Here is a 22,352-nt window from a genome sequence, read left to right as displayed (position 1 = left end):
GAATTTGAAATATTGCGTATGGGTCCGGAGGAACAAAAAAATCACCGACTATTCTATGATACCTCCTCTCCGAGATTACTTGATTCTAAGGGTAAGGTAGCTTCTACTATCGGTAAAGAAAGTAAAAGCATGGATAATGTTCAAGCATTTGTAATGGGAAAGGATGGAGCAATTTATATAGGTACTCATAAAAATCAATATTTGCCAAATACTAAAAATCTTGTTCACGGTTCATTTTTAAGCGGAAAGCCTGCGGAAACATCAGGTGTTATAGGTATAAATGATAAGGGAAAAATTGATTACCTTAGTAATAATAGCGGTCATTATCAACCTGAAGCTTTAGATATGTACCGTGCTATAAAAAAAATACAAGAAACTATGCCTGGTCCTTTAGATCAAAATTGTCAAATCGATATTCAAGGGCATCCACGAGTACTTGTTAATGATTTTGTAAAAAATATGGAAACCAAAATAGGTTTCAGAAAAAATGCTAAAACTCATTATGAAAAACTAAGCGAGGAAAGAATGGAGAAAATTAAAAATTATCAAACTAATTTAAAAAATATTGCTGCTTCTTCAAAGCCTAAAGCCAGAAATAGAAAAACAAACAGAGGTCGTGGATAATAAAATAGTTTATTTTATTTCAAAGTGCTTTTATGAATTTCAGCTTTTAGCCGGAATGGCATCGAAGCGTTAAGCTATGCTATAAAGTAATTCTTCTTAAGCAATGCTAGAATTATCAATTATTTATAATACTCTGCCCTTCTTTTCCACTTCTACTAGATTTCACACAATTAAACTTTATTTTATATTAACAAGCTAATTTTTTATGAAATAATATAATTTATATACTTGACTAAATTACTTGGATGTTGTAGATTTAAAAAAATTTTAAGTTTTAATAACGCGAATAGCGAATTATTGCATAATCTGCTATTCGGTTAGCAATACTGAATATAAAAGGTGAAAGGCGGCTTCCCCCTTTTATATAAATTAATTATATTGTTTTTTATTAAAAAACTTATCAGCTTTTACTTAAAATAATAATATATAATTTTGAAATCGGGGTGAAGAACCGCTTCAAACCCCGATTTCTACAATGATGTTGACGACGAAAGGAAGATATGCCGTAATGGCAATACTTGAAATGGCTTCAAAATCAAGTGCTGAACCGGTTACTTTGAATGAAATTTCCGTAAAACAAAATATATCGCTTAACTATTTAGAGCAAATATTTTCTAAACTTAAACAAAGCTGATTTAGTTAAGGCTATTAGAGGATCGAAAGGGGGATATATTTTAATAGGTAACCTAGAAGAAATAAAAATTTCCGATATTATGGACGCCGTTAACGAAAATTTTATAATGACTACCTGCTATAAGAAATCAGTTAAAACTTGCGTAGCTGATACAATAAAATGTAATTCGCATAAATTATGGAAAGGTCTTGGGAAGCATATTAGAGATTATTTTGAAAATATATCCATTAAAGATGCCTTAAATTTAAATATATGATATATTTAGACCATAATGCCACTACTGTTATTGACCTTAGAGTTAAGGAATTCATAATAAGTTTAATGGACACGGAGCTTAACCCTTCATCAGCACATAGCGCAGGTAGATTTGCTAAGAATATCATAGAAATAGCACGCTCGCAAATAGCAACGGCTCTTGGTATAACCTTATCATCTAGAGAATATGATATTACTTTTACGTCGTCGGGAACTGAAAGTAATAATTTAATAATGAAAAATTTTTATGACGGCGATATTTTGATTTCAGCTATTGAACATTTATCAATCTATAACCATATAAAACATGCTCCAAATATTAAAATTATAAAAGTTGATAATCAAGGTTTAGTTGATTTAAAACATCTAGAAGAATTATTATCTCAAAGTAGTACTGCTAAAAAACTAGTTTCCGTAATGATGGCTAATAATGAAAGCGGGGTTATACAAGATATAGCTGAGATAAGTAAAATAACTAAAAAATATGAGGCAAAATTTCATAGCGATTTAATACAATCATTAGGAAAAATATCTATAAATATCAAAGAGTTAGGGTTAGATTTTGCTACAATTTCAGGACATAAAATAGGAGCGGGGCAGGGTAGTTCTGCTTTAATTTCTAACTCTAACTTTCACGTTACTCCAATGATTATAGGGGGAGGACAAGAAAAAGGGATAAGATCAGGCACGGAAAATGTTTTAGCCATTGCAGGGCTTGGTTTAGCTGCTGAATTAATAACAAAAGATATCTCAGAAAAATATATAAAAATCAAAAGCTTACAAGAAACCTTAGAGAAAAAACTAAAAGAATATCCAAACGTAAATATTATTAGTGAAAATGTTTCAAGATTGCCTAATACTAGCTTGTTTACTGTGCCTGGTACGGATGCACAGATAAAATTGATAGGGTTTGATTTACGTAATATTTGTGTAAGTTCCGGCTCTGCTTGTTCATCAGGAAAAATATCTAAATCGCACGTATTAACCAATATGGGTGTAGAGGAAGAAGAGGCAAAATCTTCGATTAGGGTATCTTTAAGCCATAACAATACAATTGAGGACATAGAAGCTTTTATAAAAGCTTTTGAAGAGATATATGACTGGACGATGTCATTCCTGCAATAGTAACATTTAATGTTACCCCGTGAGCTTGACCACGGGGTCCAAAAAAAATTAAAAAGGATTGAATACCGTGGTCGAGCCACGGTATGACACAGTTGTAAGAGAATTAACTATATGAGCCCACAATTAAACAACCTAATTTTGCCGATATATATGGATTATCAGGCAACAACGCCGCTAGATCCAAGGGTAATGGAAGCAATGCTGCCGTATTTCACTACTAAATTCGGTAATCCGCATTCACGCAGCCATTCTTTTGGTTGGGAAGCAGAAAACGCCGTTGAAGAGGCGAGAAGTAGAGTAGCGAAGTTAATAGGAGCAGATGCTAAAGAAATTATTTTTACCTCCGGTGCAACCGAGTCTAATAACCTTGCAATAAAGGGAATAGCAAAATTTTACGGCAATAAAAAGAATCATATTATTACCGTAGTCAGTGAGCATAAATGTGTGCTTGACGCTTGTAGGCATTTAGAGCAAGAAGGTATAAAAATCACATACTTACCGATTAACCCAAATGGAATAATCGCTTTAGAAATATTAAAAGAATCTATTACCGATCAAACTATGTTAGTCTCGGTTATGGCGGTTAATAATGAAATAGGCGTGATCCAGCCTTTGAAAGAAATCGGAAAAATTTGTCGTGAAAGAGGCGTTTTCTTTCATTCCGATATTGCTCAAGGTTTTGGTAAAATTCCAATTGACGTTAACGAGTTTAATATTGACCTTGCCAGTATCTCAGGACATAAAATTTACGGTCCAAAAGGAGTAGGTGCATTATATGTAAGGAAAAAGCCTCGTATACGTGTTACGCCGCTCATAAACGGTGGTGGTCAAGAACGTGGTATGCGTTCGGGTACGCTGCCGACTCCTTTAATCGTAGGGCTTGGCATGGCTGCTGAAATATCGTATAATGAGATGGGAAAAGATACTAAGCATGTAAATTACTTATTTGACAGGTTTTTAAACAATATAAAACAAAAAATTTCGGAAGTTTATTTAAACGGCGATGAAGATCAAAGATATAAAGGTAATTTAAATTTAAGCTTTGCCGGAGTAGAGGGGGAGTCAATTATTCTTGCCATTAAAGATTTAGCAGTTTCTTCCGGTTCTGCTTGTACTTCTGCCTCACTTGAACCGTCATATGTTTTACGTTCCATGGGAATCGGTGAAGAGCTTGCCCATACTTCGATTAGGTTCGGCATAGGTAGATTTACTACCGAGCAGGAAATTGATTACGCAGTAGATTTAATATGTTCAAAAATCGATAAACTAAGAGAATTAAGCCCTCTTTGGGAAATGATGCAAGAGGGTATTGATTTAAAGAAGATCAAATGGGCGTTTCATTAAAGTCCTTAATGTCATTCCCGCTTCTAGCTAGGAATGACATATACAACGGGGAGTGACACATTAAAAATTAAATTTTAGAGAATAACAATGGCTTATAGCAAAAAAGTGATAGATTTTTATGAAAATCCTCGTAATGTCGGGTCGCTTAATAAAGAAAGTAAAAATGTCGGTACGGGACTCGTTGGAGCTCCTGCTTGCGGTGACGTTATGAAGTTACAAATCGAAGTTGACGATAACGGCATTATTACGGATGCTAAATTTAAAACATTCGGCTGCGGTTCGGCTATTGCTTCAAGTTCTTTAGTAACGGAATGGGTTAAAGGAAGATCGATAAATGATGCTGAAGCTATTAAAAATACCGAAATAGCAAAAGAATTATCGCTGCCGCCGGTAAAATTACATTGTTCACTACTTGCAGAAGATGCAATAAAAGCAGCTATAGCCGATTATAAACAGAAAAAAGAAAGCAAAAAAGATTCTTAAAACATGAAAAATGTTATTTCATTAACCGATTCTGCTACAAAGCAAGTAAAATTGCTAATAGAAAAACGAGCCAAGCCTACCTTTGGTATTAGGGTAGGGGTTAAGTCAGGTGGTTGTGCAGGTCAAACTTATTACGTTGAATATGCAGATAGTAAAAATCAATTCGATGAAGTAGTTGAAGACAAAGGCGTGCGGATACTAATCGATCCAAAAGCGTTAATGTATATTCTAGGTTCTGAAATGGACTATGTAGAGACTAAATTCAAATCTCAATTCACTTTCACCAATCCCAATGAAAAAGCTAATTGCGGCTGCGGCAAATCTTTTAGTGTGTGATAATCCCACTTGATTAATTACCCACTATGTATTATTCTATCAGTTATGATATAAAAAGTAATTTATATGACACAAGCATGTATATTAAAACCGGATACGAAAGGAAGAATAACACTTGGTAAATTAGCTAAAGGGGTAAGTAGTTTTCACGTTATTGTTAATAGTAAAAAAGGACAAATTATTTTAGAACCCTATACGGAAATACCTTTAAAAGAAAGTTGGCTATTTAATAACAAAAAGGCTTTAACACAATTAAATAATGGTATTAAAGATTCCGCTAAAGGACAAGTTAAATTTATAGAAGATTTTAGTAAATATTTAGATGATGACTTTTAAAATTCTTTTTACTATTCAAGCTAGTAAAGATTTGAAAGAACTTGAAAATAATAAAGGATTAGAAAAACGTTTAAAAGCAGTAAAAAAAAACATTAGCATATTTACAAGCAAATCCTCGCCATCCTAGTTTAAATACCCATAAATATAAATCTGTTAAAGGAAATAACGGAGAAGAAATATTTGAAGCTTATGCTGAAAACAATACTCCTGCTGCTTATAGAATTTTTTGGCATTATGGACCAAACAAAGATCACATTACTATTTTAGCAATTACAGCACATTAAAAAATGTCAATATATACGTTTTCTAAAATAAGTTGCATAAAATCGTTTTTATAGCTATATTAAAGCCATTTCTATATAATAAAATCAAAACAAAATATATGTCGCAAAAATTAGGTTTCTGGGCGGTTTTTGCCTTAGTGACCGGAAGTCAAATCGGTACTAGCGTTTTTATATTGCCGTTAAGTTTAGCTCCATTCGGTATATATAGCATTTGGGGTTGGGTGCTGTCGCTATTTGGTGCTATGAGTATAGCGCTTGTATTCTCGTGCTTATGTGCAAAATTTCCTAAAACGGGCGGTCCTCACGTTTATGTACGGGAAAGTTTCGGGGATAAAATAGCCTTCTTCACCGGTTGGACTTACTGGGTTATATCCTTTGTCAGTACAAGTATAGTTGTTATCTCAGCGATAGGTTACCTAACACCTTTTTTTAAATCACAAGCGATTTTGGATTTAATATTACAGATAATATTATTAAGTGCTATTGCGGTTTTAAATTTAAAAGGTCCTGAAGTAGCAGGAAAAGCAGAGTTTTATTTAACTCTCTTAAAATTTGTGCCACTGCTTGTAATAGGTTTAGCTGCATTATCTCATTTTAATATAGATAATATTGCTATAGCTGAAGAAGTAGAGAATTTAAGTATTCCGACTATAATGGGAAGAGTTGCACTGCTTACTTTTTGGGGATTTATTGGGGTTGAGTGTGCAACTACTACGGCAGGGGCGGTAAAAGATCCGGCAAAGACCATTCCAAGAGCCATCATGCTCGGAACTTTCTGCGTAGCGGTGTTATATATTATAAATAGTATAGGTATAATGGGATTAATCCCTGCTTCTGAACTTATTAGTTCTAAAGCTCCTTATGCTGATGCTGCCGCATTATTATTCGGTGGTAAATGGTCAAGAGTCATTGCGGTTATAGCCTCGATTATATGTATAGGTACACTCAATGCTTGGGTGCTAACTAGCGGACAGATTGCTCTTGGGCTTGCCGAAGATGGATTACTGCCGAAATTTTTTGCTAAGAAAAACAGTAATAATGCCCCAACTTACGGAATTATTGTAAGCTGCCTTGGTATTGTGCCGTTATTAGTCTTTACGGCAAATGATAATTTTGCCGAGCAGATCACACAAATAATAGATTTCTCGGTAATAGCATTTTTATTTGTTTACTTAATTTGTAGCTTAGCATTTTTAAAAGTAATTCTTAGTTCAAAAGAAAATTTTTCTTATTATTATTTACTTATAGCTATGATATCTATTATCTTTTGTAGTGGGGTCATCTATGAAACGCCTGTTAAAACTCTAATTATAGCTAGCTCCTTTACTATCCTTGGTATTCCTTTATATTACATGTGGTATAGAAGTAGTAAATAGTCCGTTGCAAAGCCCTCGGTGTCACCCCGTGACTTGATCACGGGGTCCATCGAGTTATTTTTATGGATACCGTGGTCAAGCCACGGTATGACAGATAAACATGATAAAAGAGAGAGTTAATCTACTTAGAAGCTTATTCACAGAATATAATATAGACGGTTATATAATTCCGTCTAACGATAAATATATGAGTGAATATGTACCGGATTATGCTAAAAGACTTGAATATATCACAGGTTTTACCGGCTCAAACGGTATGGTTATCATATGTAAGGATGTAGCATTATTTTTTACGGACGGTCGCTATTTAGAGCAAGCAAACAAAGAACTTGATTTAGAGCTTTTTAAGATTTTTGATTTAAAAGATATATCCACATTAAATAAAGATAAAAAAATACAGCATAATGCTGTAGGTTATGATTCTGAATTATTTACTTATCCTACTATATCAAATTTAAAGTTCAACTTTCAGAAAATTAACGGTAATTTAGTTGATAAGATTTGGCATAATCAGCCTCTAGAGCCAAATTCTAAGGTATATTTGCATGATATTGAATTTGCCGGTAGTAGTCATCTAGAGAAAATAAATCAGTGCCGTAAAACTTTTTTGGATTCCCGCTTTCGCGGGAATGACAATAAAGAGGGCTGGAATGACACTTTATCAGCCTTGGTCATTCTCGATAGCTCTTCTATATGCTGGTTACTAAATTTGCGGGCTAGTGACGTTGCGTATACACCTTTAATGTTTGCTAAAGTTATACTCACGTCTACAAAATTATATCTATTTATCGCTCCATCAAGAATTGATGCTGAAATTATTAATGCACGCCCTGAAATAACAATTTTATCTGAAAAAGAATTTGAAAATATTTTAAGAGATAGCGAGAATATTTTTGTTGATGATAGTATAGCCTCTGTCCATATAATGGACTTAATAACTGATAAAAAAGTACAAAAAATTACTGACCCGTGCCTAATACCAAAAGCCTGTAAAAATGAGATCGAAATTAAGCATGCAATCGACTTTCATATTAAAGATGCAGTAGCTTTGTGCGAATTTTTTGCTGATTTTTCTCAATGTCATCCCCGTGAAAACGGGAATGACACAATAACAGAACACACCCTCGGGTTAAAGCTTACAGAGTATCGAGCTAAACAAGAGGGTTATGTTGCGGATAGTTTTCCTGCTATTTGCGGGTTTCAGGAAAATAGTGCAATTATTCATTATAGAGCTGACCCAAAAACTGCTAAAAAAATTATAGAGCAGGGGATATTACTAATAGATTCCGGCGGTCAATATAGAGGAGCTACCACCGATATAACTAGAACGATCGTAATAGGTACGCCGACCGATGAGCAGAAAAAGCGTTATACGCAAGTACTTAAAGGACATATTGCTTTAGCAAGAGCAAAATTCCCTAAAAATATCGTTGTGGGAGCTAATCTTGATATACTCGCTCGGCAATATTTATGGCAAGAAATGCTAGATTATCCGCACGGTACAGGGCATGGGGTAGGGAGCTTCTTGAGTGTTCATGAAGGACCGCAAAGCATAAATCTTCGTAATAAAACCGTACTTAAAGCAGGTATGATCTTATCTAATGAACCAGGTTTTTATATTCCTGGAAAATACGGAATTAGAATCGAAAATTTAATGTATGTAAAAGAAAATAGCGGATGGCTTGAATTTGAGACCTTAAGCTTAGTGCCCTATGCTAGTAAATTAATTGATGTGAAACTACTTAATATTGATGAAATAAGCTATATCAAGGAATATTATAACAAAATTAGAGCTAAAATTTATGATTTGTTATCTACGCAAGCGGGGAATTGGCTTAATAATGAAATAAATTTATTTTTACAATCATTATTGTAATTGACGTTTCCGCTATTTATTGGTATAAAGTCTATACAAAGTTAATGTCATACTGTGGCTTGATCAAGCCACAGTATGACGCAGTCAATATTACTTTGGGACGTCGCCAAGTGGTAAGGCAACGGTTTTTGGTATCGTCATCCGGAGGTTCGAATCCTCCCGTCCCAGCCATCCTTCAATTTTCGATGCTTTTACGAAGCTTTTTGGTAAACAGACTCGCTAAATATAAATAAACCTTAATATGAACAAATCAAGTAAAAAGTTCTATAATCTATATTATGGAAAATAATACAAGGTTTTATTTGATACTTCTGCTCAAAATATGGTTGTTATCTCTTAAATGACCGTTATATTGAGTTAATTTAGTGATTGGTGCATTCGATTGGATTTGAACCAACGACCTTTGCCTTCGGAGGGCAACGCTCTATCCAGCTGAGCTACGAATGCAAATCGTCATTGCGAGCGAAAGTCAATAGGACTCCTGAGATTGCCACGTCGGCATAAAGCTTTCCTCGCAATGACGATTAATAAGAACGATCCAAAATAAATCTAATAATCGAAAACAAATAATCTTTATAAATATTCTGAACCGGAATTTTATTTAATAACTTATTTGTTTCATTTTCTAAGTTACTCAAATAATTAACTGTGTCATTGTAAATTTCATGCTCAATCATCAAATTACGTGCTTTAATAAACTCTTCATTAGTACGCTTATCGCATTTAATTACATTTTCAAGCCAAAGCTGCTTATCTTGCTCTAACTTATTATATAAAAAGATCAACGGTAACGTAACTTTTCCTTCTAAGAAATCATCACCGATATTTTTGCCTACCTGTTTGTCATCACCCAAATAATCAAGTAAATCATCTATAACCTGAAATATCGTTCCGAGTAATTTTCCAAAGTCCTGCATATCTTTAGAAACATGGTCTACCTGCTCTGCTATAATTGCCCCGACTTCGCAAGAAGCTCCAAATAGTTCGGCAGTTTTAGATTTAACTATTTGCTGATATTCGTCTATAGTTATAATACGTCGCTCATTTAACTTAACTAGCTGCACTACCTCTCCTTCGGAAATAATTGCCGAAGCTTTAGCTAAAATATTCATAGCTTTAATAGAGCCGGAAGCTACCATCAACTTGAAAGACTGACTAAATAGGAAATCACCGACTAAAATACTTGTTTTACTTCCCCAAATAACGTTAGCCGTAGGTTTGAATCTTCTTAAAGTACTGTTGTCTACCACATCATCATGAAGCAATGTAGCGGTGTGAATGAATTCAACGGCACTTGCGAGCTTTATATGATTATCGCCTTTATAATCAAACATTTTAGCGGTTATTATAGTTAAAAGCGGACGAATTCTTTTACCTCCTGCTTCCAGTAAATATTTACCGACTATTGCTATTAATTCTTCATCACTTTTTAAACAGCGAATAATCAGATTATTTAACTTCGTTACTTCATCTTTTAAATCTTGCTGTATTTTTACTATAATATTCATGGTATCTTTTAATTGCTATTGTCATCCCGCGACTTGATCGCGGGATCCAGTCTTTTTTAATTTTTTCTGGATACCGTGATCAAGCCACGGTATGACACCGAAAAATTATTTTTACAGTTTATCGAGTATACATTGTTCTAATATTTTTTGATTAGCATTAGGAATTAATTCCATAATTTTTTCTTTTACGTTTTCTCCCGGTTTCACTTTTTTTGCTGCCGCTTGATATAAAGATAAATAATATAAAGGTATAAGTTTATTTATATCATCTATAGTACCTATTTTAGCTTTGTTTAAGTCGGATAAATCAAATACATACTCAATGCTAGCGTCAATTAAATTAGATGAATTCGGGTGATCGGAAATAGTTTTTAAAAATGATTTTAAAGTATCTCCGTATACTTCCTTGCTCTCTTCCGGAAAGTTTTTAAAATCCCCTACCCCATATATATATGGGCTTACAACATCTATTATTTTAGAGTAGTTATTAATTATTATTACACCTTTACTATAAGAATCTTTAAGAGCATTTACGATAGTTTCATTTGTTATATTAAATCCCGATGCGTTTGAATATAGACTTAAGCTATTTATCTGTGCTCTAGTTAATTTGTTTAATTCAGTAACTAAATTAATATTTAAATTAAAATTATATTGCCTATCTTCAAAAATACTAAAATTATATTGTTTATTATTATTCAAAATATAGCTTAGTTCATTATTAAAATCTTTATATATCTTATTATCGGAAAGTTTAAACAAATAGTCCCGCTTATCATAATATTTCTTTATAACCTCTAATAAGCCAATTATAAAACCATGTTTTAGCTTAAATTGCGAATCTACCAAAAAATCAATATTATTATTGCCGAAATCGTTTAACTTACCTTTATATAGTAAATTAATATTGTTTTCAAAACCATTACTATTTATTTTTGCATTAGTAACTTCAATTGTTAAATCTTTAGCAATATCTTTAAAATGCAAACTACTAGTACTAATCACGAAATTACCGGAAAATTTGAAATTATTATTCCAAGCAAGCCTATATAATAATAAGCCGGCAGGTATTATTCTATCTTCAAGGTTGCTTTGTATTATTTCGGTTTCATAGTAAATTTCTAATTTTTGCGGTATGTTATCAAGGAAATCCTGTTTACTTGTATAATACTTACTCTTGTCAAATAACATAGTAAATATAGTATGATATTCTTCATATAATTTTTGATTATCGACTAAGTCAAAAATTTCTGTTTTACCAGAATTAAATTTAATATTTTCAATAAAATTTATGATTTCAAACAAATCTTTTTTCGACCGCACTATTTCAAATAATTTAAAATTTAACGGTATTTTTGCCGATAATATGAAGTTATCATTATAAAATCTTACTCCAAATCCTCTTTGAACCGGCTTAAATCTTCCGAATGCTTCTCCGGAAAAATTTATAAATAAATTCTGCTTAAGTAAATCATAACCGATATTTATCGGGGAGGTAAATTCAATTGCTCTATTAATACTCTCTTCTTGCCAATTAATTACCGCAATACCCCATTTAAAAGGAAAACCATAGGGCTGAACTTTGGAAAATTTAATAAGATATTGCTGATTAGGATTATTATCAGCCTCTTCTATATTAAGATCGGTACCGGCATATTTTTGGTTTATAGAGTGTGATAAAGAGAGCATAATAGCAAACCACAGCCCACTATATGCGAGTATAATAAAGATAGTTATAAATAATATTATTTTAAGAGTTTTTTTCATTTTAAATCGGCATTGTTGCGTGATTTTCTAAGTCGTCATTGCGAGCGACTAAAAGGAGCGTGGCAATCCAGCAAAAAATTAAAAAAATGCTAAAGATTAGCATTTTTTACTGGATTGCTTCGTCAATTACTCACGTAATTTCCTCGCAATGACGCTTTCATTTACACAATTCTATATATTCCTTATTCAATTTTACAACGTTCCAAATCCATAAACTCATCATAACTATAAAAATTACTAATAAATATATTATAATAGAATCAAAGGTAGCAGTCGGAATAATAATAAATATCAAAGACTGGATAAATGCTCCAAGCGATTTACCGAATTTAGTACCTATTACCTCTACGGCAGCTTTTCCCTTAGTTCTAAGCTCTAAAGATAAAGGAATATACGCCATTTCTTTTGTTGAATCAAATAATGAATATTTGGATGACTTACTAAGTATATTCTGAATCGCTCCAACAATAATCGCTGCATATAGAAGATTAAAATCACCGAAACATGATCCTATTTCTTTAATAAAAATTATAAAGATAAAAAATATCAAGCCGGTAATAGACAACATAATAGGAGTTAATAATGCAGAAATAAGCCAACCGAGTCTTCTAAGAATATTGCTGCCTATTACCATGAAAGTAACGCATGATATTCCCATCCAAATATTAAACCTGCCCATAAAATTAACATAGTCTATAGTATTTGGATATAATTCTTTTATTTTTGCTTTCCACGGTCCTTCGACTATATTTATTAATAATCCATAACAAATTATTAATAAAGCAATACGACCTATATATTTTGAGTGAATTACTAATTTGATACTTTCAATTACCGAAAGTGTGGTTTTCGTTTTAGCCGTAACTTTTTTTGCATCTAAAACATTGATGGAATCCGTTAAAATAAATCTATTTATTATCCTAAATAGAAGCATAGCAATTATTCCTGCAGTAACAATAATTGACATGATCGGCTGAAGCATTATAGCATTTTGAGAAGATGAATTAAAAGAATCCGGTAATAATTCTGAATCAATGACGCCCTGCCCGCTTGAGAAAAAGACAAGTACGCTACCTGCTATTATAAGACCGATATTGCCGACCATTCCAAGAACGGGATAGAATCTTTTAGCTTTAGACGTATCAAAAATGTGATTGGCAAACTGCCAAAACATTAAGTTTATGACTACTGCACTCCATAATTCTGAGAAAATATACATCAGTGCATAACTCCATTTACTACCTATCTTAATGAACCATTTAAAATTAGGGTATGAAGCAATTAAATTATTTATCATTTCATCATTAGGATGATAAATATCTTGATTTGGATAAATAATATAGGCAAATAATAAGAAAAATAGTAAAAAACTGCAGACTATAATGTAGAAAATATATTCAAAATTTAATTTATTACTAAGCTTAACGTAAAGTACGGTAAAGATTACGCACGAGGGTAATACTAACCATAATTTTAAGAAGCTAATAATTTCAGCACCCATAGAGGGTACTACTAAACTATCTTTGATAGATCTTAAAGCCCCAAAATTAAAAAGAATACATAACATCATTAAAGCCATAGGTATAAATAGCTTTAATTCTTTCCTTTCTATAGGCCAAATTATCTCTTGAACTTGTTCAAAAAAGATTTTAGGCGGTAACATTTTTATTGTAACCTTACATAAAAATTAAATTAAACTTTTAAATCTCTTAAGTGCTAAAGTCAATTAAAATAATCAATTTATACTGCTCCAAGGCGTTATTTCTCTATATCGCCAGTAATATTTTGTGATTTTATCTAACTTGTCCTGGTTTGTCTCCCATAATTCCTGCTTATCGGTAGTCCATGGCTTAGGTCCTGCATAATGTAAAATGAAATAAGAAAAATAAGGGCTTTGATCCTCAAAATATGTAGAAAAGTTCCATCTCATCGATAAAGGGTATATATAGTTATGAAAAGCAACATTCAATAAATCTTGATCAGGAAAAAGAAATTTACATTCTGAGTTTGTCATAGCTTCTAATATCATATATTTACTCTTTTGTTCTCTTATATTTTCAGGTTAAAAAATATAACACCACTATTTTTATAAGAACTAATCATATTCCTATTACATTCATTACTTTATCATTACAATATGTAATACCTGTATCTATGCTACCAGCCGCAATATAATCACTCACATCTATTTTTTTAAGAGAATTCAAATCACGCAGTACTACAATATCTGCATCAAGATATAATATAGAATCTAGATGAGGAAAGATTTGATCAAGATATAACCTATACATTACTAAACTAGGCCAATTATCTGAAAATCGCATTTTTTTATTACCTAAATCTTGATCTAGTATATTTTCAGGAAAAACAGTAAAATCTATAGAGTAATCTCTAATATATTTCATGGAAGCTAATTTTTCCATTGATTCTTTAGTAAGAATATCACTTGGACTCATGACAATATGAAATCTATAAAAACTATCTAAATCGCTATTCAGTAAACTAGAAGAAATTACTGTGTCAGCATGAACAGCAAATTTATCATTAATACTCAACGCTATATCAAGAATATTATCCTGCTTAATACCGGTAATTTTTATCACTTTTTGTATTTCTTCTGTAGCAAGTCTATAATCAGTTTTTATAGTTTTTGCATTAAAAGATGCTCTACCTAGTAAATGAATTAAGCTAAGCCTATATAAGCACTTGGCGGTAAGGTCTGGTATATTAAGAGAGATTAAACTGTTTAAAAAAGGAATCTCATCCGCTGTATAACCGCTATAATATTTTAGGAAATCATCATCATTTTTTATTTCTAATATTTCTTTTACTTTCCCTTCATGACCTAAAATAATGAGTTTAGCTAAATTAACTGCAGCTTTTTTAGTATATAAAGTATCTAAACCGTAACTACCGTTTTTAATTGCTTTATATTGCTGAATTAAAGTAGCATTTTTATCGGCATAAAGACGTAGTAAGCAATCATACCCTTTGCTACCTCTAAACGTACCATTACGTCTTCTACTTGAAAAGAACAAATTTTTTCTAACCTTGCTTTATCTTTTGAGTTTAAAGATTCGCTATCTTCTAATTGCTCAAGTACTAAATCAAAATTTAATTGATCTTTACGTATGGTACTATAGCACTTTTTATAACTATAAGTACCAATATCCATAACACAACTTGTATTTTTATGCATTCTGTAATTACTTATGAAAAAAGTAGCAATAACTATTATCATTAGCAAAATAAAAAAGATAGTATTAAATTCGTACGAGACATTTACATTTATAAAAAATTAATGTACGGATTTTAACAATTAATAATAAAAAGAGCAATAATTAGATTAGATTATTTGCTTATCTTCAGTTATTATAGGCTTTATGTTAAATAATTCTCGTTTATGTATTATTTGGTTGTTTGGACTTATTAGCGGTTTTAATCTAATGATTACCGGTAATACTTTAAATTATTGGCTTGCTAAAGAAAATATAGCCCTGCAAACAATCGGTATATTATCGTTCATAACGCTTCCCTACTCTATTAATTTTTTATTAGCACCGGTTTTTGATGCTCTGCAAATTAAATATTTGAATAAAATATTCGGTCATAGATTATCTTGGATTTGCTTAACTAGTAGTGCATTAGTATTTCTTGTGTATATTTTTAGCTTTTTAGATCCTAGTACTAATCTATTATTATTTGCTTTCACGGCTTTAATTATCTCTTTTTTTAGTGCCGTACAAGATACTATATTAAGTGCTTTAAGAACGGAAATAGTACCTAAAGAATCGCTTGGGTTTACTTCAGGAATATATATATTCGGTTATCGGGTCGGTATGCTTCTTGCAGGTCCCGGAGCTATTTATTTATCTATTTATTTAACATTTAATGAAATATATAAAATCTTTGCCGGTTTAGTATTTATTTATTTAATTTTATTGATTGTAGGAATTAAGTATTGTTATTTAAATGAGAATATACATATACAGATAATCAAGAATGATATAAAAAATAATCAAAATAAAAAAAACATCATAAATTTTATATATAATGCGTTAAAACCTATAGGTTCTGTTTATTTCATTATTCTTATATTAATTTTCCTAGTATTATATAGATTACCGGATAACTTAATTAATGTTATGATTAATCCGTTTTTGCTTCATCTTGGATATGATGCTTTTGAAATAGCAAGCGTTGGAAAGTTTTGGGGCGTTGTAGGAGCTATAATCGGCGGATTAGTCGGCGGTGTTATTATGAAACATAAAAATATATTAAATAGTATATTTTTATTTGGTATTATTCACGCTTTAGGACATATTTTATTTATTTTTCTTGAAATAAACGGTAAAAATTCTTTATTATTATTTATTACGATAGGAATAGAAAGTATTACCGGTGGTATGACAATGACTGCTTATATCGCTTTTATTTCTTCGCTCTGCCAAGGTAAGTTTCGAGCTACCCAATATTCTTTCCTTTCATCGATGATGGGGATTTCGCGCTCAATTTTTCCTATAATTTCAGGCTATATGGTAGTAAATTTCGGTTGGCAAAATTTCTTTTTATTTACTACAATTATTACTATTCCCTCTTTGCTAATATTATTAAAAATAAAAACTAAACTACAATGAATGGTATTAAATACTTTTTTACATATAATATTTTTAACACCATATTTGGCTATATATTCCATTATACCGAGTATTTTTATATTAAATCAAAGTGCAAAATATCGTAGTGTTAAAAAAGCTCTACCAAGTGTAATTACTGCTTGGGCATGTTATAGCTTTATTATAAGTATGGTCGCTGCCGCCGATCAATTCTTTATTGTGGCTATCACATTTATTATAGGAATAGTTGAACTTATTTTTTTATTTATATGGGATATAATATATGGAATCAATCATATTTTAATTTAACAATAGAATCTCAGCCGGTTTTTATATGGAAACAAATTTTAGTTTCTATATTGATATCAATATTATCTGCATTAAATCCGTACGGAATGTTTATAATGTATATTTATTTTGGTAAATATCACTCAAATAACATTGGCATTACTAATATATTCATAGGTATATGGTTTTTATCATTGGCAATAATCGGTTATAATATTAGAAAATTAAATAAAAATGCCTATAATATTAAAAATAATTAATAAAATAGGAGCCATGATAATTTGGGGTGGTCTTATTATGTGTAATGATAAGTGTAATAGGCTAAATGAATAACGATATATTAAGTGCTTTTTTACATGGCATCGTTTTAGCTCTCGGTTTAATAGTGCCACTCGGAGTACAAAATATTTTTATATTTAATCAAGGAGCAAAACAGCCAAAGTTTAGCAAGGCTTTACCTAGCATAATTGCGGCCTCAATATGCGATACTATTCTTATATGTATGGCAGTTCTTGGGATATCTTTGTTAATTCTTGAAATTTCTTGGTTAAAATTATCTATATTTATTGTTGGATTTATTGTTTTAATTTATATAGGATATAATACTTGGAATCAACCGCCTATTGATCTTACAACGCATTCTCAAGCTTTTTCAGCTAAAAAACAAATTTTATTTGCTATATCGGTGTCAATATTAAATCCGCATGCAATTATGGATACGATTGTAGTAATAGGTACTAGTGCTTTAAAGTATAACGGTAGTGCAAAAATTATATTTACCTTAACTTGCATACTTATATCTTGGATATGGTTTTTTTCTTTAGCAGTTGCAGGTTATAATATTAGAAAATTAAATAAAAGTAGTACGATTTTAACTATGATTAATAAAATAGCTGCTATTATTATTTGGGTAGTTGCGTTTTATATAGGAGTGCAGTTATTGCATGAAATCGGTTTTATTAACTAGAAGCCTAGAAGAAAATAGGAAAATTATTAAAGAAATGAGTAAATATAATTTAGATTTACATTATATTCATTGTCCTTTAATTAAATATAAAACATTAGATTTTAATATTAATATTTTAGATAATTACTCAAATATAATAATCACTAGTAAATATGCTGCTATAATTATTGCAAAACATTACATCAATCAAAATATTTGGGTAGTAGGTAACACATCAAAAAAATTGCTAGAAAATAAAGGTTTAAAAGTAGCTTATACCGCTAAAAACGTGGAAGATTTGATTGAGCATTTTCCACCTAATTTATATGAGCAGACTATATATTTATCTTCAAATGACATTACTAAAGATTTACCTAATAAAATAGCTAGACATATCATGTATAATGTAGAATATTTAAATGAGCTGCCCGTATCTATTATAAAAGAATTTGAAAAAAATATTGATTTCATATTATTTTATTCTCAGAATAGTGCTAAAACTTTAGTAAAATTATTACTTCAGAATAATTTACTCCAATATTTACAAGATAGTTTAGTTGTAGCTATAAGTTTGAAAGTCGCAAATATAGTTAGACCTTTTATAAAAAATATGGTTTATTGTGATGATCAAAACCCTAACGATATAATCAAGTTATTATCCGAAAATGCAAAAATTTGATAGTTTATTTAAAAGTAAAAACATCTTTTTTATAGCAATAGTAATATTTGTCTTATCTTCTTTTACTCTTTATCATAATAGCGCTGATATTTTAAAATTGTTTAAAAGTGATGCCAAAGATTTAAGCCAAACATTTGATACGGTAGAAGAAAGTAAATCAAATATTAGTGAAGAAAAAAATGAAGCACCGCTATTATCTACTAAATCGCTTTTAAATTACGTAAGTTCTTTAAAATTCCCTGAAGCACTACTGCCCGAACAGCAACTAGAAACTATAGTTAATTCAGCCTCATTCGGATACAAGGAACAAGGAGCGAAGCCTATAACTAATAGAAAAGTGACGAATGACACAGTAGGTACGTTCAAATCAATTGACTATACCGCAGATACTTCAAAAATATATACTCTAGATTATATTCATTACTTATTAAGCGTAAATTTATTAGTATATAATTTCATGCAAGATAAGGATTATAGTAAAGAACTAAGAATAGTAAAATCCCGCCTGCTACCTCAAGATATAAGGAATATTTTAAATAACTTAGAAGCATATAATAATAATTATCTTTTCTCTAAATCAAGGAGTCCGGAAGTAATTTTTCCTACAAATCATAAATGGCTGGAAAAATTTATCAAAATTGAGAAAAAATCTTCTGTTATGATAATAAAAGAACAAGATAAAAATCTAATTTTAGAGAAATTAAACTATCTAATCGATTTTCTTTATTCAGAAAAATTTATGCAGGCGTTCGTAAATAAAGATGTTTAGGTTATTATTAATATGTGCTACTTTTTTACTATTTTATTTCGGGTTTACTTTAATAGAGAGCTTTGATTCAAAAGTTTTTATTAGTTTATACGATTATAATATTGAAACTACTTTGTTCTTTAATCTTATTTTAGGGCTTTTATTACTAATTTCTTGTTTTATTGTCATTAGATTTCTAATATTAATTATCGATTTACCGTCTAAAATACATAACATTTTTAATAAACGAAAAATTAATCATGATAGATATGCTTTAATTTTAGCTTTTGCAGAATATATTATGAGTAATAAAGCTAAATCTGCTTCTATTGCCCGCAAAAATTTATCTTCTGAAGATCTAAAAGACTCACAAGAATTCCATAATTTAATCTTAGCCGTAACTGAAGAGGATATAGATACAAAAATTTCTTATTTTCAAAAACTTATTAAATCTAAAGAATTCGCTTTTTACGGTAGCAAAAACCTAGCAAAACTTTATTATGATAAATCTTTGTATGAGAAAGCAGAAAATTATGCAATAAAGGCTTATAATTTAAATGAACTTGATAGTGACAATTTAATTACTTTAATGCGTTGTTACGGAAAGCTTTCTCTATGGACAAAATTTACTTTTATAACGAATAAACTCACAAAATTTCATAAACATGACTCTATAAAACAAATGCAGGAAATAGCCGAGTATTACTTACTCGCAGCGAAGCAAGAAGTAGAAAGTAATAATACGGCTCATGCTATAGATTATTTGGAAACAGCTATAGATTTAAATTTTTATAATGGCGAATTGTTAGAATTTTACTTTACTTTAAATGATAAGCTTAATGTTAATAAAAAGACCAAAATATTAAAAGATGCTTTTTATATTGTCCCCTCTTTAAAGTTAGTACAGCTATTTAAAAAATTTACATCTCTATCAGATAGGCAAATTTACGAAGAATTAACTCAAGAGTTAGATGCTAAAAAAGATGAAATATTAATTTTGGCAATAGAAGCTTATTTAGAATTGTAGGCGTTGTTGCATCATGTCATTCCCGCAAAAGCGGGAATCCAGTAAAACATATAAAAAACTTGTTTTTATATGTTTATTTTATCAAATATGTAATTTTACCATTAAGGTTATTTTTTTGGATTCCTGCGATCAACGGAATGACAACCGCCCTTTTCCAAATCATACAACAAAAACTAATATAAAAATAGTTTCTTTTGACTCTTACTAATTTCTTCATTCACATTATTATTATGATGATAATGAGATTGGATTGTTATTAAATAATCATTTATTGCTTTAGAAAATCCTTCAGTTTTATAACGAAAGAAATGGTCAGCACCGGTGATAATTTTATAATCAACTTTAATATGGGATTGTTGCTTAGATAATCTATTTGCTAGATCTTTTACATCATCTGCCGATACTATACTATCATTATCTCCCTGTAATATAAACCCTGGGATAGGACAAGGTGAAAGGAATGAAAAATCATATTTATGAATTGTATTAACCGGCGGTGAAATAGCAATAAAGTGATTTATTTCAGGACGTCGCATTACAAGCTGCATAGCTATCCATGCTCCGAACGAAAATCCTAATATCAGATTAGACTGAGCATTCGGGTTATTCTGCTGTAACCAATCGAGAGCTGCCCCCGCATCAACAACTTCACCGACTCCATTATCAAATTTACCTTGCGATCCCCCTACTCCTCTAAAATTAATACGTAAGACGGTATAACCGTTATCTGCTAAAATTTTATAGGCATTATAAACTACTTTATTATTCATATTACCCTCATATAAAGGATGAGGATGAAGAACTAATGCAATAGGGGCATTAGGCGAGGTAGCTTTTGCATATCTTCCTTCAATTCGTCCTTCCGGACCGTTAAAATAAATTTGCGGCATAATTATTCATAATATTTAATTTGTTCGATATGATATTTTACCACTTTTTCTTATTAGTGCAACTATTCTTATATTTTAAGCCACTATCATTAAAATATGATTGTATTGACGTACGCCGCCATATATACTAAAATAGTGGATATAACTAAATAGAGCTATATTATGAATACGGTAGATATTAGATTACGTGTTTCGGAAGATATAAAGGTAGAAGCAGAAACAATATTTAAACAAATGGGTATGACTATGTCGGAAGCCATGAGAATATTCCTAAATCAATGTATAAATAGCGGCGGTTTGCCTTTCAAACCACATATTAAGATTCCTAATGAAAAGACTATAAGAACTTTTAAAGATACAGATAAGCAAATTGGCTTAACTATCTCAAATAATACAGAAGAAATGTTTAATAAGTTAGGTATCTAATTTGTGTTAAAGCTAATATATACAAATTCTTTTGAGAAAGATATAAAAATCGCAATTAAAAGAGGTAAAGATTTAAGAAAGCTAAAAAAGCTTATCGAATTATTATCTACCAAAAGCCCTTTACCTGTAAAATATAGAGATCATAACTTAATTGGCAATTTTATTGGTAGAAGAGAATGCCATATAGAGTCTGATTGGCTCTTAATTTATAAAATTGATGAAGATTCAATTATTTTTGAGCGTACCGGAACTCATTCAGATTTATTTTAAACCATATTATAGCACCAATAGCAAATTACAAAAGTAATTTGCTATTCACTATTATCTAAGAAAATACTGCTCGCTCGACTGCATCTACGCTATGTTGTACTAAATCCTTAGCGATTTCTTTAGTAATCATCTTTTTTAAACCGTTTTTTAGTTCTTGTCTAACACATCCAAGCATTTGCGGTTCTGCTACAATAATCAATTCCTTATATTTAGCTTGATCATTCCCTGCTATTTTTTCTAAATGCTTAATAACACTTTTGGCTGCTTCTTGATGTTCTATTTCTCTGAGAGAAGTATGAGGCTCAAACAATGATCCCGGTGTAGATTTATTTTGGTAAAAGCTTTGTCTTTTTTCTCTATGGTGGTGATGTTCCTCTAAATCCAAAGATAATTTTAAAGGTTTATTAGTAGTAATTTTAACTCCTTGAGCGTCGTAAAGCATCATTTGCTTACTATCGATAACCGCAATTAATTTTAACGGTGCTGTACTTACCATAAATACCTCCATAAAAAC

The 22,352-nt window shown here is 30.8% G+C and carries 24 protein-coding genes, 2 tRNA genes and 1 pseudogene; 18 read left to right on the top strand and 9 right to left on the bottom strand.

Going from position 1 to position 22,352, the window contains the following annotated elements; genetic code table 11:
* The first annotated feature begins 378 nt into the window (after positions 1 to 378).
* The 10 genes and pseudogenes from ACIAS7_RS06530 (at position 379) to ACIAS7_RS06485 (ending at position 8,844) form a co-directional block, all read left to right on the top strand.
* The gene (locus tag ACIAS7_RS06530; RefSeq protein ID WP_473199445.1) at positions 379 to 624 is read left to right on the top strand and encodes a hypothetical protein; all 246 of its coding nucleotides are present in this window, start codon (positions 379 to 381) and stop codon (positions 622 to 624) included.
* A 475-nt stretch (positions 625 to 1,099) separates the two neighbouring features.
* Positions 1,100 to 1,514 (top strand): annotated as a pseudogene (locus ACIAS7_RS06525) (Fe-S cluster assembly transcription factor).
* Positions 1,511 to 2,638, top strand: a complete 1,128-nt coding sequence (locus ACIAS7_RS06520) for a cysteine desulfurase family protein (protein WP_473198702.1) — start codon at positions 1,511 to 1,513, stop codon at positions 2,636 to 2,638. Before ACIAS7_RS06525 ends, ACIAS7_RS06520 begins: the two are co-directional and overlap by 4 nt.
* 111 nt (positions 2,639 to 2,749) lie before the next feature.
* The gene (locus ACIAS7_RS06515; protein ID WP_473198701.1) at positions 2,750 to 3,982 is read left to right on the top strand and encodes an IscS subfamily cysteine desulfurase; all 1,233 of its coding nucleotides are present in this window, start codon (positions 2,750 to 2,752) and stop codon (positions 3,980 to 3,982) included.
* A gap of 87 nt (positions 3,983 to 4,069) precedes the next feature.
* Positions 4,070 to 4,465: a Fe-S cluster assembly scaffold IscU gene (gene iscU / locus ACIAS7_RS06510; protein WP_473198700.1), complete on the top strand. Its 396-nt coding sequence runs from the start codon at positions 4,070 to 4,072 to the stop codon at positions 4,463 to 4,465.
* A 3-nt stretch (positions 4,466 to 4,468) separates the two neighbouring features.
* Positions 4,469 to 4,801: an iron-sulfur cluster assembly accessory protein gene (locus ACIAS7_RS06505; RefSeq protein WP_473198699.1), complete on the top strand. Its 333-nt coding sequence runs from the start codon at positions 4,469 to 4,471 to the stop codon at positions 4,799 to 4,801.
* Between the two features lie 66 nt (positions 4,802 to 4,867).
* The gene (locus ACIAS7_RS06500) at positions 4,868 to 5,137 is read left to right on the top strand and encodes a hypothetical protein (RefSeq protein WP_473198698.1); all 270 of its coding nucleotides are present in this window, start codon (positions 4,868 to 4,870) and stop codon (positions 5,135 to 5,137) included.
* Between the two features lie 382 nt (positions 5,138 to 5,519).
* Complete coding sequence (locus ACIAS7_RS06495; protein ID WP_473198697.1) at positions 5,520 to 6,797, top strand: APC family permease; 1,278 nt, start codon at positions 5,520 to 5,522, stop codon at positions 6,795 to 6,797.
* A gap of 100 nt (positions 6,798 to 6,897) precedes the next feature.
* On the top strand, positions 6,898 to 8,673 hold the full coding sequence (locus tag ACIAS7_RS06490; RefSeq protein WP_473198696.1) for an aminopeptidase P family protein: 1,776 nt from the start codon (positions 6,898 to 6,900) through the stop codon (positions 8,671 to 8,673).
* Positions 8,674 to 8,769: 96 nt separating this feature from the next.
* Positions 8,770 to 8,844: transfer RNA gene (locus tag ACIAS7_RS06485), tRNA-Gln, on the top strand.
* Between the two features lie 199 nt (positions 8,845 to 9,043).
* On the opposite strand, the gene ACIAS7_RS06480 is transcribed toward ACIAS7_RS06485, so the two are convergent.
* From ACIAS7_RS06480 to ACIAS7_RS06450, 7 genes are all read right to left on the bottom strand, one after another.
* Positions 9,044 to 9,120, bottom strand: a tRNA-Arg gene (locus ACIAS7_RS06480).
* 77 nt (positions 9,121 to 9,197) lie between these two features.
* Positions 9,198 to 10,181 (bottom strand): polyprenyl synthetase family protein, encoded by a 984-nt coding sequence (locus ACIAS7_RS06475; RefSeq protein ID WP_473198695.1) that lies wholly within the window; start codon positions 10,179 to 10,181, stop codon positions 9,198 to 9,200.
* Positions 10,182 to 10,292: 111 nt separating this feature from the next.
* A complete protein-coding gene (locus ACIAS7_RS06470; RefSeq protein ID WP_473198694.1) occupies positions 10,293 to 11,948 on the bottom strand; it encodes a hypothetical protein in 1,656 nt (551 codons plus the stop codon).
* A gap of 157 nt (positions 11,949 to 12,105) precedes the next feature.
* A complete protein-coding gene (gene tlc3, locus ACIAS7_RS06465; protein ID WP_473198693.1) occupies positions 12,106 to 13,611 on the bottom strand; it encodes a nucleotide exchange transporter Tlc3 in 1,506 nt (501 codons plus the stop codon).
* Positions 13,612 to 13,683: 72 nt separating this feature from the next.
* Positions 13,684 to 13,977 (bottom strand): glycosyltransferase, encoded by a 294-nt coding sequence (locus ACIAS7_RS06460; RefSeq protein WP_473198692.1) that lies wholly within the window; start codon positions 13,975 to 13,977, stop codon positions 13,684 to 13,686.
* A gap of 70 nt (positions 13,978 to 14,047) precedes the next feature.
* Positions 14,048 to 14,986, bottom strand: a complete 939-nt coding sequence (locus tag ACIAS7_RS06455; protein WP_473198691.1) for a glycosyltransferase — start codon at positions 14,984 to 14,986, stop codon at positions 14,048 to 14,050.
* Positions 14,890 to 15,147, bottom strand: coding sequence for a hypothetical protein (locus ACIAS7_RS06450; RefSeq protein ID WP_473198690.1), 258 nt, complete (start codon positions 15,145 to 15,147; stop codon positions 14,890 to 14,892). The genes ACIAS7_RS06455 and ACIAS7_RS06450 overlap by 97 nt, the downstream gene beginning before the upstream one ends.
* A gap of 184 nt (positions 15,148 to 15,331) precedes the next feature.
* On the opposite strand from ACIAS7_RS06450, the gene ACIAS7_RS06445 reads away from it, so the two are divergent.
* The 6 genes from ACIAS7_RS06445 to ACIAS7_RS06420 all read left to right on the top strand — a co-directional run bounded on the left by ACIAS7_RS06445 (position 15,332) and on the right by ACIAS7_RS06420 (position 20,252).
* Positions 15,332 to 16,585, top strand: a complete 1,254-nt coding sequence (locus ACIAS7_RS06445) for an AmpG family muropeptide MFS transporter (RefSeq protein ID WP_473198689.1) — start codon at positions 15,332 to 15,334, stop codon at positions 16,583 to 16,585.
* Positions 16,586 to 16,833: 248 nt separating this feature from the next.
* The gene (locus ACIAS7_RS06440) at positions 16,834 to 17,112 is read left to right on the top strand and encodes a hypothetical protein (RefSeq protein ID WP_473198688.1); all 279 of its coding nucleotides are present in this window, start codon (positions 16,834 to 16,836) and stop codon (positions 17,110 to 17,112) included.
* Between the two features lie 65 nt (positions 17,113 to 17,177).
* The gene (locus ACIAS7_RS06435; RefSeq protein WP_473198687.1) at positions 17,178 to 17,819 is read left to right on the top strand and encodes a LysE/ArgO family amino acid transporter; all 642 of its coding nucleotides are present in this window, start codon (positions 17,178 to 17,180) and stop codon (positions 17,817 to 17,819) included.
* Entirely contained in the window at positions 17,797 to 18,477 is a 681-nt protein-coding gene (locus tag ACIAS7_RS06430; RefSeq protein WP_473198686.1) for a uroporphyrinogen-III synthase, read from the top strand. The genes ACIAS7_RS06435 and ACIAS7_RS06430 overlap by 23 nt, the downstream gene beginning before the upstream one ends.
* Positions 18,464 to 19,246: a palindromic element RPE2 domain-containing protein gene (locus ACIAS7_RS06425; RefSeq protein WP_473198685.1), complete on the top strand. Its 783-nt coding sequence runs from the start codon at positions 18,464 to 18,466 to the stop codon at positions 19,244 to 19,246. The genes ACIAS7_RS06430 and ACIAS7_RS06425 overlap by 14 nt, the downstream gene beginning before the upstream one ends.
* Positions 19,239 to 20,252, top strand: coding sequence for a tetratricopeptide repeat protein (locus ACIAS7_RS06420; RefSeq protein ID WP_473198684.1), 1,014 nt, complete (start codon positions 19,239 to 19,241; stop codon positions 20,250 to 20,252). Before ACIAS7_RS06425 ends, ACIAS7_RS06420 begins: the two co-directional genes overlap by 8 nt.
* A gap of 173 nt (positions 20,253 to 20,425) precedes the next feature.
* Here ACIAS7_RS06420 and ACIAS7_RS06415 read toward each other — a convergent pair whose 3' ends face one another.
* Positions 20,426 to 21,142: an alpha/beta hydrolase gene (locus ACIAS7_RS06415; protein ID WP_473198683.1), complete on the bottom strand. Its 717-nt coding sequence runs from the start codon at positions 21,140 to 21,142 to the stop codon at positions 20,426 to 20,428.
* A gap of 162 nt (positions 21,143 to 21,304) precedes the next feature.
* Between ACIAS7_RS06415 and ACIAS7_RS06410 the strand changes: the two genes are divergently transcribed.
* Both ACIAS7_RS06410 and ACIAS7_RS06405 read left to right on the top strand, forming a co-directional pair.
* Complete coding sequence (locus tag ACIAS7_RS06410) at positions 21,305 to 21,568, top strand: type II toxin-antitoxin system RelB/DinJ family antitoxin (RefSeq protein ID WP_473198682.1); 264 nt, start codon at positions 21,305 to 21,307, stop codon at positions 21,566 to 21,568.
* Between the two features lie 3 nt (positions 21,569 to 21,571).
* A complete protein-coding gene (locus ACIAS7_RS06405; protein ID WP_473198681.1) occupies positions 21,572 to 21,838 on the top strand; it encodes a type II toxin-antitoxin system RelE/ParE family toxin in 267 nt (88 codons plus the stop codon).
* 55 nt (positions 21,839 to 21,893) lie between these two features.
* Here the strand turns inward: ACIAS7_RS06405 and ACIAS7_RS06400 are convergent, their stop codons facing one another.
* Positions 21,894 to 22,334: a host attachment protein gene (locus tag ACIAS7_RS06400; protein ID WP_473198680.1), complete on the bottom strand. Its 441-nt coding sequence runs from the start codon at positions 22,332 to 22,334 to the stop codon at positions 21,894 to 21,896.
* Positions 22,335 to 22,352: the final 18 nt, after the last annotated feature.

The organism is Rickettsia sp. 109562A South Dakota, from assembly GCF_055791265.1.
Note: the sequence above shows the minus strand (reverse complement) of the source record. Positions and strands in the feature narration are given on the sequence as shown.

Coding starts and splice junctions, on each gene's coding strand:
- ACIAS7_RS06530 (WP_473199445.1), top strand. CDS start 379: ATGCCTGGTCCTTTAGATCAAAATTGTCAAATCGATATTCAAGGGCAT.
- ACIAS7_RS06520 (WP_473198702.1), top strand. CDS start 1,511: ATGATATATTTAGACCATAATGCCACTACTGTTATTGACCTTAGAGTT.
- ACIAS7_RS06515 (WP_473198701.1), top strand. CDS start 2,750: ATGAGCCCACAATTAAACAACCTAATTTTGCCGATATATATGGATTAT.
- iscU (WP_473198700.1), top strand. CDS start 4,070: ATGGCTTATAGCAAAAAAGTGATAGATTTTTATGAAAATCCTCGTAAT.
- ACIAS7_RS06505 (WP_473198699.1), top strand. CDS start 4,469: ATGAAAAATGTTATTTCATTAACCGATTCTGCTACAAAGCAAGTAAAA.
- ACIAS7_RS06500 (WP_473198698.1), top strand. CDS start 4,868: ATGACACAAGCATGTATATTAAAACCGGATACGAAAGGAAGAATAACA.
- ACIAS7_RS06495 (WP_473198697.1), top strand. CDS start 5,520: ATGTCGCAAAAATTAGGTTTCTGGGCGGTTTTTGCCTTAGTGACCGGA.
- ACIAS7_RS06490 (WP_473198696.1), top strand. CDS start 6,898: ATGATAAAAGAGAGAGTTAATCTACTTAGAAGCTTATTCACAGAATAT.
- ACIAS7_RS06475 (WP_473198695.1), bottom strand. CDS start 10,181: ATGAATATTATAGTAAAAATACAGCAAGATTTAAAAGATGAAGTAACG.
- ACIAS7_RS06470 (WP_473198694.1), bottom strand. CDS start 11,948: ATGAAAAAAACTCTTAAAATAATATTATTTATAACTATCTTTATTATA.
- tlc3 (WP_473198693.1), bottom strand. CDS start 13,611: ATGTTACCGCCTAAAATCTTTTTTGAACAAGTTCAAGAGATAATTTGG.
- ACIAS7_RS06460 (WP_473198692.1), bottom strand. CDS start 13,977: ATGATATTAGAAGCTATGACAAACTCAGAATGTAAATTTCTTTTTCCT.
- ACIAS7_RS06450 (WP_473198690.1), bottom strand. CDS start 15,147: ATGCATAAAAATACAAGTTGTGTTATGGATATTGGTACTTATAGTTAT.
- ACIAS7_RS06445 (WP_473198689.1), top strand. CDS start 15,332: ATGTTAAATAATTCTCGTTTATGTATTATTTGGTTGTTTGGACTTATT.
- ACIAS7_RS06440 (WP_473198688.1), top strand. CDS start 16,834: ATGGGATATAATATATGGAATCAATCATATTTTAATTTAACAATAGAA.
- ACIAS7_RS06435 (WP_473198687.1), top strand. CDS start 17,178: ATGAATAACGATATATTAAGTGCTTTTTTACATGGCATCGTTTTAGCT.
- ACIAS7_RS06430 (WP_473198686.1), top strand. CDS start 17,797: ATGAAATCGGTTTTATTAACTAGAAGCCTAGAAGAAAATAGGAAAATT.
- ACIAS7_RS06425 (WP_473198685.1), top strand. CDS start 18,464: ATGCAAAAATTTGATAGTTTATTTAAAAGTAAAAACATCTTTTTTATA.
- ACIAS7_RS06420 (WP_473198684.1), top strand. CDS start 19,239: ATGTTTAGGTTATTATTAATATGTGCTACTTTTTTACTATTTTATTTC.
- ACIAS7_RS06415 (WP_473198683.1), bottom strand. CDS start 21,142: ATGCCGCAAATTTATTTTAACGGTCCGGAAGGACGAATTGAAGGAAGA.
- ACIAS7_RS06410 (WP_473198682.1), top strand. CDS start 21,305: ATGAATACGGTAGATATTAGATTACGTGTTTCGGAAGATATAAAGGTA.
- ACIAS7_RS06400 (WP_473198680.1), bottom strand. CDS start 22,334: ATGGTAAGTACAGCACCGTTAAAATTAATTGCGGTTATCGATAGTAAG.